At 35.6% G+C, this 8,639-nt stretch carries 12 protein-coding genes; 10 read left to right on the top strand and 2 right to left on the bottom strand.

Annotated elements, in window-relative coordinates:
• Together MT390_RS19505 and MT390_RS19500 are read left to right on the top strand one after the other, a co-directional pair.
• A partial coding sequence (locus tag MT390_RS19505; protein WP_499442869.1) for a hypothetical protein occupies window positions 1-367 on the top strand: 367 nt, incomplete at its 5' end.
• Window positions 368-616 (top strand): MbeD/MobD family mobilization/exclusion family protein, encoded by a 249-nt coding sequence (locus tag MT390_RS19500; protein ID WP_499442868.1) that lies wholly within the window; start codon window positions 368-370, stop codon window positions 614-616.
• Window positions 617-886: 270 nt separating this feature from the next.
• On the opposite strand, the gene MT390_RS19495 is transcribed toward MT390_RS19500, so the two are convergent.
• Entirely contained in the window at window positions 887-1,279 is a 393-nt protein-coding gene (locus MT390_RS19495; RefSeq protein WP_499442867.1) for a putative signal transducing protein, read from the bottom strand.
• A gap of 186 nt (window positions 1,280-1,465) precedes the next feature.
• On the opposite strand from MT390_RS19495, the gene MT390_RS19490 reads away from it, so the two are divergent.
• The 6 genes from MT390_RS19490 to MT390_RS19465 all read left to right on the top strand — a co-directional run bounded on the left by MT390_RS19490 (window position 1,466) and on the right by MT390_RS19465 (window position 5,796).
• A complete protein-coding gene (locus tag MT390_RS19490; protein ID WP_499442865.1) occupies window positions 1,466-2,161 on the top strand; it encodes a hypothetical protein in 696 nt (231 codons plus the stop codon).
• Between the two features lie 398 nt (window positions 2,162-2,559).
• Window positions 2,560-2,907: a type II toxin-antitoxin system RelE/ParE family toxin gene (locus tag MT390_RS19485; RefSeq protein WP_499442863.1), complete on the top strand. Its 348-nt coding sequence runs from the start codon at window positions 2,560-2,562 to the stop codon at window positions 2,905-2,907.
• A 2-nt stretch (window positions 2,908-2,909) separates the two neighbouring features.
• A complete protein-coding gene (locus MT390_RS19480) occupies window positions 2,910-3,212 on the top strand; it encodes a helix-turn-helix domain-containing protein (RefSeq protein WP_499442862.1) in 303 nt (100 codons plus the stop codon).
• 336 nt (window positions 3,213-3,548) lie between these two features.
• On the top strand, window positions 3,549-4,043 hold the full coding sequence (locus MT390_RS19475) for a hypothetical protein (RefSeq protein ID WP_499442860.1): 495 nt from the start codon (window positions 3,549-3,551) through the stop codon (window positions 4,041-4,043).
• Between the two features lie 118 nt (window positions 4,044-4,161).
• Window positions 4,162-4,653 carry a YiiX/YebB-like N1pC/P60 family cysteine hydrolase gene (locus tag MT390_RS19470; RefSeq protein WP_499442858.1) on the top strand — a complete coding sequence of 164 codons (492 nt, stop codon included), beginning with the start codon at window positions 4,162-4,164 and terminating at the stop codon, window positions 4,651-4,653.
• 30 nt (window positions 4,654-4,683) lie between these two features.
• Window positions 4,684-5,796: a hypothetical protein gene (locus MT390_RS19465; RefSeq protein WP_499442857.1), complete on the top strand. Its 1,113-nt coding sequence runs from the start codon at window positions 4,684-4,686 to the stop codon at window positions 5,794-5,796.
• Window positions 5,797-6,837: 1,041 nt separating this feature from the next.
• Here MT390_RS19465 and MT390_RS19460 read toward each other — a convergent pair.
• Window positions 6,838-7,221, bottom strand: a complete 384-nt coding sequence (locus MT390_RS19460) for a ribbon-helix-helix domain-containing protein (RefSeq protein ID WP_499442856.1) — start codon at window positions 7,219-7,221, stop codon at window positions 6,838-6,840.
• A gap of 232 nt (window positions 7,222-7,453) precedes the next feature.
• Here MT390_RS19460 and MT390_RS19455 point away from each other — a divergent pair, with 232 nt between their 5' ends.
• Window positions 7,454-7,795 carry a MobC family plasmid mobilization relaxosome protein gene (locus tag MT390_RS19455; RefSeq protein WP_499442855.1) on the top strand — a complete coding sequence of 114 codons (342 nt, stop codon included), beginning with the start codon at window positions 7,454-7,456 and terminating at the stop codon, window positions 7,793-7,795.
• Window positions 7,785-8,639 (top strand): relaxase/mobilization nuclease domain-containing protein (locus tag MT390_RS19450; RefSeq protein ID WP_499442853.1); only part of this gene is annotated, 855 nt, incomplete at its 3' end. The genes MT390_RS19455 and MT390_RS19450, both read left to right, overlap by 11 nt.

Below are 8,639 nucleotides of genomic sequence, written 5' to 3'. Positions count from 1 at the left end.
GTCCCTGCAACAAAGTCAGAAACAGCTCGACATCAACTACAAGGGATCATTCAGCAAGCTAGAGAAAGAAGCGAAGAAAAGCATCGACTCAGTAACCAACTATCGCGTCTCCAAGACGCTGAAATTCAGCGGTGCAATACTCTCAATCATGCTGGTATTCACGGCGGGGATGAGCGGGATATCGTGGAAAATGGGAGAGGATATAATAGCGCAACAAGCAGTAATTCAAGAGTTGGAGAGCAAGGGAGGGAATCTTCAAATAACGACCTGTGGGGATCAGAATCAATTGTGCATCAAAATAGATCTGGAGCAGACGACATACGGAACGGACGGGGTTTACCCGTGGATGGTACCAGAGGGATATTAAATGACAGAGCTAGAGAAACACCTACTGGAAGCATTAACCGAGCTATCAAAAAATCAAGAGATCATGTTTCAAGATTTCAAGAATACTTCAGAGAGTTTGGTCAATCGCTCGTTAGAGCAACAGAAGTTTTGCGAGGCTTTACAGCAGGAAAACAAAAATCTGACTCAGTCAGTGAAGAGATTGACAGGGCATCTCACCGATTTAGCGATACAGTTAAACGTTTTATTAGAGAAGAAGAAAGGGAGTTGAAGCTGGATAAAAAGGTCGAAAACAATCCTTTCAGGCCCACATTGAGGTGAAACAGAAAAATCAATTTTAAGGGCTAAAACAGGCTCCTAAAAGTAAAAATAAACTCGGCTTGTAATGGCTTAAATGTTCATTTTAAAGTGCTTAGAATGCCGTTTTGGAGGTCGTTTTTTTGTGAGGTCTTTGTTTTTAGGTGCTAAAACCACTATTTAACATAACAGTCATTTCATGCATAACGTTATAGGTCCCCTACGTTTTGGCTAACAAATAATATTAGTTTGAAATAAAACCACACCTATTGCATTTCATTCTATTTTTTATTCGCCACAAGGGAGATCCAACCAAAATAAATGTGAAAAATGCACCGAGGCGACCTGTTTGATGAACTATCGTATCTTCACTTCCACAAATGGGGCATTGAAATATATCATTCCCTTGTTGTTCAATTAAATCAATAGTTCTGTCTTCATTTAATATAGCTTTAGCGATCTCTAAAAATTCGTTCGGAACTTGTAAACCAACACCACCCAAAGCATTTGAATATAACCACTGCATATTTATAGTATGTTCATTTGTTAAAAATACAGGAATGCCTTCATTTTCTAGTTTTGATTTATTTATATAAGCTTCAAGTGGAAATAAAAAAACTGCGATTGTTATTAACATTACATTGAAAGCCTATTATTTATAATGAGTTAAGAAATATTACCATGAATATATTGCTGATAATAAAATACTCAATAAAACTCACATCTCATTATTGTTGTTTTATTTACATACAAGTTGTTTTTTTTAATCTTTTTTATATGTTAATTTTATTTTATTGTTTTTTTATTTTCAGGTGGTCTTTAGATGAAAAAAATATTTATTTTGGCTGTTTTACCCTCAATGTTCCTTACTAATTCAGTTTTCTCTGAAAATGCTTATGATATGAATGGAGATCCAATTACTGTTGACACATCTTCTTTTTATAAAGATGAAGTAACTGGAAAAATTTATAGTCAGGATGGAAATGTTTATATAACTAAAGGAGAATATGAAAGTATAGATAGACATGGAAATACAATTATAAAAGATTGTTCTCAAGCTATGTTATTTACAGATCCAAACGTGGTTCCAGATGTACCAGTAGGAAGTTTACCTGGAGATGAATGTTATTTTCAACAAATAAACTACGATGAGGATGGGTCTTCATATGAAAAACCTACAATCCCTTTTAAAAATGAAGTTTTACTTGAAGAATCTACTACCTCTATGACTCGCGCTTCAACATGTACGCGATTCTCTGGGTATGCTCCTCCTTTTAAATGGAGCGTACCTGTGCCAGTGGTTAGTCATATTGGTTATACTACTTACACTATAACCATAAAAGTTAAGGGGAGTACTGATGTCAATTCGTGGGCTAGATATTGGGGAACTAATGAGCGATGGCATGATCGTAAATTTATGGACTCAACAACAATCTCGACTGGGAGTGCTGCCTCAAGTGTATATATGACATATTTAGGCATTCCATATGGTTCATCTATTAGCGGTACTGCTTGTTAGAATAAAATTACAGATAATAAGTGACGGTTACTCCTTATTTACCATAATACCCCGTTTTACGAAAGAAAAAAGACTACCTAATCGGTGGTCTTTTTGTTTTTATAGCGCCCGAGGTTTCCTACTTTTATTTTTATCGACCATTTCATCGTAGATTTTAAATTAAGGTGCAATCATAAAGTTACAGTGTAACTATTAAATTTTTACATAAGTGGCATTTCGTGCATGCATCGTACAGTACGTTTAAGTGCATTCATTGATAGTTGCTTAACTTCCTTTGAGTACGCATCTTAGGGATGCATTTACCATAAAACCGTTAAACACAGAGATGAAAGCTAGTTTTTACTGGCCTTTTTTATGATAGTATATATAGACTATAATCTATATTAGAGAATTCTATAATGTGGACAGTCCTTACAACAGACCATTTTGATGATTGGTTTGATTCTCAACCGGATGACGTACAAGAAAAAATGTTAGCTGGTTTAGTCGCACTACAAAGCGGCGGTCCCGGAGTCGGGCGGCCACTCGTAGATACAGTTAATGCATCGAATCATAAAAATATGAAAGAGCTTAGAGTTCAACATAGAGGCGAACCATTAAGAGCTTTCTTTGCTTTTGATCCTCGACGTCAAGCAATCGTTCTTTGTGCCGGCAATAAAGTTGGTAACGAAAAACGTTTTTACAAACAGATGATCCCTATTGCAGATAAAGAGTTTTCTAAGCACCTTGCGGATCTGGAGAAGTAATTATGGCAAGAAAATTAAATGACATGATGGCAGCTCGAACCCAAGAGAGCCAGGTACGTATTACCGAGATGGCAAACGAAATGTTGCTGGAGGTAAAGCTCCAATCCCTTCGTGAGGAGCTTGAATTTACTCAATCAGAATTAGCTAAAACTATGGGGATTAGTCAGCCCTCTGTTGTTGCTATTGAGCAAAGAGGAAATGACGTGAAGCTTTCTACTATTAAGCGTTACGTTGAGGCGATGGGAGGGCGGATGAGTATTGATATTGAACTTCCAACAGGGAAGCACGTTGGTTTTAACGTTTAATATTAGAAGTAATAATTGCCGAAGGCTACCAAATGGTGGCCTTTGTTGTATTTACCCCCCTGTTTAATAATCAAATAACCCCATAGCAGTGATCTGAGCTGCTCTATCCAATAGAAAGACAATCCGTAAGAGGGGCTTATAAAAACATCCCACAGCTCTACACTGGAAGCCTTTTTTGGGGGCTGAAAGTACCGATTTAACATAAGTGATATTTTGTGGATGTTACATCACAAGGTTTGGATGATTAATTACTTATATATACATTTAGGTTGTAACCGGTTTTTTTTGTTTAAACTCATTAGCAGTCAAATTTATATCATAAAAAAGGAGTTTAAAATGAAAAAATGTATGTCTTTAATCACGTTACTACCCTTTTATTTCCTACACTATTCTGTCTTGGCAGAAGAAATAGATTATAATTTGTTATATAACTCCTCCGAACTTGTAAATAACCTTACCGATGACATTTATCAAAATAGTCCAAACTTTAATGTTGAGCTAATCCAAGAAGTAGATAAATATTTACCCTCACTCATTAATTTACATAAAAATGGTAGTTATAAAAAACTTGATCATGAATTGGAGATGTTGCGCTCGCTAATAAATGATGTTTCTTTAATCAATGAAGAGGCATACGTCAATGGAAATCTTGAATTCGAAGTTGCTAGAAGCCACTTTAGAAAGCCTCAAACTCAACCTCAAGATAGTGTAAATATATTAAATCAAGAAACAATGATGGACAATTCAGGTCACGTGTTTACGAATAGAGAAATGCAGAAACAAAACATGAGGAAAAAAATAATTTCGAAAAAAAATCAATTATTTGCCTAGTAACTGGCAACTCTCCCCAAGCCAATCGGAAGAAATTACTTACAATGATTTCAGTTTGTCACGATCTAGTCCTAAAAATTATGTACATAACTTTAATATGGTTTGGAACCAAGGAGATATGTTCTTTGCTAAAAGTCCTAGCTCATCAAAAGGAATCATTCCCAATATTCAGGGGGAATGGAACCATGTCGGTATGTATTCAGAAGGAAAGATATTTCATGCTTTTCCTGATAGTAAAGGAGTTTCAATAGTTGATTTATCCTGGTGGAAACAATATAAAACTTTAAATCAAGTGGGTTTTAGTTGGCAGCTAAAAAAACCTTCAGGACCGGCTAGTTCGATGGCCGCATACCAAGAAATAACAAGTAAAATAAATTTATATTTAAGGCTTCAGCTCAATACTCCATATGGTTTTGGGCTCTTAAAAGACCATTCTACTCAGTATTGTAGTAAATTAGTGTGGAATGCGTTGCGTTATGCATTTAAAGATAACGAATGGCTATCAGAAGAAGGTCGAAAAGTTGAGTTCGGTGGCGGTCTTTATGTTATGCCTGAGGATATTTATAATCACCCGAATGCAATATTCAGAAGAGGTTTTTATGGTAAATAATTTTAGATTATTAAAAATAGTAGAGTCGACATGAAATTTTTAATAATGATACTAATAGTATTAACTTCTTTTTCTGTCAAAGCGATTTCACCATCAGATAGCAAAGCAGGAGACATTATTGTCAATGCTTTCAATAAATATATACATGTCACATTTGATGGTACTCGTTTAATTGAACGAAAAAATAATATAGAGATCAGAGGGGCATGGTTCCCTCAAGTATCGATGATCCCTTTCGATGTTGGGTTTATTCATACTCAACAATTATTGCCTTCTCTCGGTATCACTCCTTCTATGTTTCGACCAAAAAGCGGAATTCAGTTAAATGGCCTCCAAAAAAAATTTTTGGAGGATACTCGTGATGGTGTTACTTATTTTGATTTTTATAAAGAAAAAATTATATTTAACACTAACTTAGTTTTTAATGATGGAAATAATTCACAAACTTTTCCATCTGTTTTCCAACCAGATGAGATGTACAGCAACATAGTTATAGTCGATTTATCTAGCTTAAAAGTAGAAAAACGTCTTCCAATTGGGACTGTTAAAGCATTTAAAGTAGTAGGTGATTTTCTTTATACGATTTCTCATAAGAGTGATGTATTTAGAATTAACTTGAAATCTTACAAAATTGAAAGATTAAATAATGAGCCTATTCATTGGATGTTTCCTACCTTTGTGGTGACGAGTAATCATCAGGTTTATTTAGCAACAACAGAGCATAAATTTGAAAATACTCCTACGAAACTTAAATCTAGCCGTTTGTACAGATTGGAGCATGGTAAAGTTTCTGAAGTAGCTACACTTCCTTCAGAACACCTAAGGAACCTAGTCGTTGAATCAAATGGAAAGTTATATTTCTTACTTACAAATAGTAAATTGTGGAGTGTAGATTTATCCTCTGGAAAATCATTAACCTATGAATTACCATTTAAAGAAAAGACATTGAATCTTAGTGAGTCTTTTTTCGTTAAGTTATCTGAAGATACTTTTGCTTTTACAGAAAGAAGCAATAATGACACCATTCGTTTGTTTATAACTAATAGCAATTTAAAGCTCTTAGCAGAGCATTACTTATATGATATTGATATGTTATGGAACTTGTCTACCCGAGAACAGCCTTATGGCAATCAAAAATTATGAAACTATGGTAAATAATTATTTTATGTGACTTATTTACCATAACACCCGTTTTACGAAAGAAAAAAGCTACCAAATGGTGGTTTTTTTTAGCCCCTGAGATCGCCTACTTTGAATTTTTCAGCCCAATTACCCGCAGATTTTAAATTAAGGACCCATGAATAGTTACACTGTAATTTTATGGTTCTAACATAATTATTATTTAATATTTATATAACGTCAGTCCCGTGCTGTAAGCGACAGGATTTTTATTAGATTATTTTTTTGGGGGAGAGTGAGGTTTTAAAAATAGAATTTTTTTAGAGAAAGAGCTTCATTTTTAGCGCTTTACAGAATACTCTAAACGCCAGATGTGAAAAAACCGCGTTGACGCGCGGTTATTTCGGCATTTACAGAGTCTTTAGGGGACTAGGTAAACTAAGAACTTACCGCAATTTTAAACATTCCCCTGAAAAAATCAAACTGTATCTGCCTATATTTCGTTTGGAATCATGATGTGGACCTAAAAATCCTATCTTGGACGTTATTAAATGCATCCACCAGTAATCAAGGGATTCTCGAATACTGGCGTAACGGATCAATTAGAAAACGACGTAATACGGCAGGTTATAAGCATAGCCACTTATAGCCCTAGAAAAGCCTAATGAACCGCATTGAAGCGGGTTTATCAGAAATCCTGATAGATATACCTAATTGATTGTCATCGACGGAGAGGGGCGCTTTTGAGCGTATCTGATGGCACGTAGGGCTAACGAAAACACACGAAACAATGTGATTCGCTACTCGATAAAAAGAATAAAAATGTCCTTATATGGGTAGGGGTCGGCGTAGCCGAAAACAAATATTTAAGCGCGTTAGCCGGCATTACTCTTTTTCTTTTAGACCCCAAATAGAGGGCTACCGGCTTAAGGAGTGAGTTGGAGGACTAAGGGAAATAACTTGTGGTAAACGTCTTTTTGTTTTCCCCAGGTTATTCCTTGATATGACGTAGTCATAAGTCCTCTAACTTGAGCGACTACCCCAAGGTCATTCATTAGACTGACTCTATTTGAATAAATCCATTTGAATTTCACCAGTGATCATTCCCTCTATTATTTCTGACTGAGTCATCCCTTTGGTTTCCGCCATGAGTTTAAGCTTTGATGCTACGTTCTTATCCAATGTTAGCTGAACAGACTTTTTATTTGTTTGGTTAATTCTTTTTCTACGGGCTGAGATGGCATTATTTAAACGTTTTAAACCGACTTCATTAAGCATTTTTCTAATGTGTGTTACGTCCCCAAACATAGACCCATATCGATCCATTTTAAACGCATGTTCAACGCCTTTAAAATCAATCCATACACCACTTGAGTCACCTTTTTTAAATTGTGTTTTAAACCATTCAGATTGGTATTCAAAAAACTGTTCATCATCAATAATTTTCATTTGCTATCTCCTTGTATATGACTCAGTCATTATACCATGGAATCTATTTCTGACTAAGTCATATCAACCTTTCTTGCATATTTTTTTAACAGGTTTAAGATTGAATGGGTTTCTTTTTACGAAGTAAAAAGCCAGCAGACATAGAGGGGGCGCTTCGCACCTATCCCTCTTTGCTGGTTGGGGAGCCCCCAAACCCCTAAATGACCAAACCTTTATTAAGAATATGACAGTTATGACTAAGTCAGAAAAGAGAGAAAAGAAAATATCTATACGTGTTTCCGATTCTGAAAAATCAGATCTTTTGGCTCGTTGTGGAGGATCTGAATTAGCTGTTTGGATGCGTGAAACTTGCCTTGCTCAAAAGCCAAAAAGAAAGCCTAATTATCCAAATATAGATCCACAACTTTTGTACCAATTATCTGGTATTGGCAACAACATCAATCAGATTGCCCGACACTTAAATTCAAAAGATTTTAACCCTATTGATAAAGTAAAAGTTATTTCGATTCTTCAATCGATGGCTGAAAATATTGAGCTTATAAAAGAGCAGAATAGGATCGATCATGATCGTTAAATTTTTTAATCGAGGCACCGGTGGTGGTAATGGCCCAGTTGATTATCTTTTAGGAAAAGACCGTAAAAGAGAGGGGGCGACGCTGGATCAAGGGGATTGTGACTCAGTCATAAACTTAATTAACTCATGCGACTTTAAACAGAAATATAAAAGTGGGTGCTTATCTTTTGAAGAGCGTGACCTTTCAAAAGCCAACAAAGATAAAATCATGGCGGAATTTGAAAAGGTATTGCTCCCTGGTCTTGATAAAAATCAGTATTCCATTTTATGGGTAGAGCACAAAGATAAGGATCGTTTAGAGCTTAATTTTGTTGTGCCTTGTGTCGAGCTAACGACAGGAAAAAGGTTGCAGCCATACTATCACCCTATTGATTGTAAGCGCCTTGATGTCTGGAAAAGATGTATTAATACCATGTTACATTTACATGATCCCGATGCGCCAGAAAATAAGCGTTCTGCCATGGACTTGAATGTAACGAACTTACCTTTCGAGAAAAAAAAACAAATTTCCCAAATTTCAAACGCACTATTAAACCAGATTGAATCAGGGCTGGTAAAGAAAAGGTCTGACGTAGTCAGATCATTGGAAAGTGCAGGGTTTACGATTACCAGAAAACATAAAAATACCATTTCAATTAAAGATCCAAATGGCGGAAAAAATATAAAACTAAAAGGTGCCATCTATGAAGAAGCTTTCGAATTTAGCGGAAACTATGCAGAGCGAGTCGCTGCAGATCAAGCAATCTATACAGCAAGAAAACCACAAGAATTTGCAAGCAATCAAGCAGATCTTGCAAGACTATGCAGAGCAAAATCAGAACGAAATAAACAGTTGTATCAAGTC

The sequence above is a fragment of the Vibrio sp. 2-Bac 85 genome (assembly GCF_037546705.1).
Lineage (GTDB): Bacteria > Pseudomonadota > Gammaproteobacteria > Enterobacterales > Psychromonadaceae > Psychromonas.
Note: the sequence above shows the minus strand (reverse complement) of the source record. Positions and strands in the feature narration are given on the sequence as shown.

Coding starts and splice junctions, on each gene's coding strand:
- MT390_RS19500 (WP_499442868.1), top strand. CDS start 368: ATGACAGAGCTAGAGAAACACCTACTGGAAGCATTAACCGAGCTATCA.
- MT390_RS19495 (WP_499442867.1), bottom strand. CDS start 1,279: ATGTTAATAACAATCGCAGTTTTTTTATTTCCACTTGAAGCTTATATA.
- MT390_RS19490 (WP_499442865.1), top strand. CDS start 1,466: ATGAAAAAAATATTTATTTTGGCTGTTTTACCCTCAATGTTCCTTACT.
- MT390_RS19485 (WP_499442863.1), top strand. CDS start 2,560: ATGTGGACAGTCCTTACAACAGACCATTTTGATGATTGGTTTGATTCT.
- MT390_RS19480 (WP_499442862.1), top strand. CDS start 2,910: ATGGCAAGAAAATTAAATGACATGATGGCAGCTCGAACCCAAGAGAGC.
- MT390_RS19475 (WP_499442860.1), top strand. CDS start 3,549: ATGAAAAAATGTATGTCTTTAATCACGTTACTACCCTTTTATTTCCTA.
- MT390_RS19470 (WP_499442858.1), top strand. CDS start 4,162: ATGTTCTTTGCTAAAAGTCCTAGCTCATCAAAAGGAATCATTCCCAAT.
- MT390_RS19465 (WP_499442857.1), top strand. CDS start 4,684: ATGAAATTTTTAATAATGATACTAATAGTATTAACTTCTTTTTCTGTC.
- MT390_RS19460 (WP_499442856.1), bottom strand. CDS start 7,221: ATGAAAATTATTGATGATGAACAGTTTTTTGAATACCAATCTGAATGG.
- MT390_RS19455 (WP_499442855.1), top strand. CDS start 7,454: ATGACTAAGTCAGAAAAGAGAGAAAAGAAAATATCTATACGTGTTTCC.